Annotated in this window: 1 protein-coding gene; it reads left to right on the top strand. The window is 70.0% G+C overall.

Annotated features, from left to right (window positions below; genetic code table 11):
* Positions 1-367, top strand: a 367-nt coding sequence (locus VTU_RS33855; RefSeq protein ID WP_010107257.1) for an Ig-like domain-containing protein, incomplete at both ends; no start/stop codon positions are given.

Raw genomic sequence — 367 nt, 5'->3', positions numbered from 1 at the left:
GGCGAGAGCACGACCGTCAGCTTCCGCTTCAACGAGCCCGTCAACGGCTTTGACGCCAGCGACATCGTGTGCACGAGCGGCACGCTGAGCCCGCCCACGGCCAACGCCGAGCGCACGGTCTGGACAGCGACCTTCACGCCCACGGCCAACGCCAACGCCGGGACGAACACCATCCGCGTGAACCTCGCCGGCGTGACCGACGACGCGGGCAACGCCGGGACCGGCAGCGCCAGCAGCGCCAACTACAGCGTGCACACCACGCGCCCCACGGCCACCATTACGCTGGCCGACAGCACGCTCACCGCGGGCGAGAGCACGACCGTCCGCTTCATCTTCAACGAGCCCGTCACCGGCTTGGACGCCAGCG

Origin of the sequence: Verminephrobacter aporrectodeae subsp. tuberculatae At4 (assembly GCF_000193225.1) — a bacterium.
Classification (GTDB): domain Bacteria; phylum Pseudomonadota; class Gammaproteobacteria; order Burkholderiales; family Burkholderiaceae_C; genus Acidovorax; species Acidovorax aporrectodeae.
The sequence above is the reverse complement of the archived record's forward strand: the minus strand, read 5'-3'. Positions and strand labels throughout refer to the sequence as shown.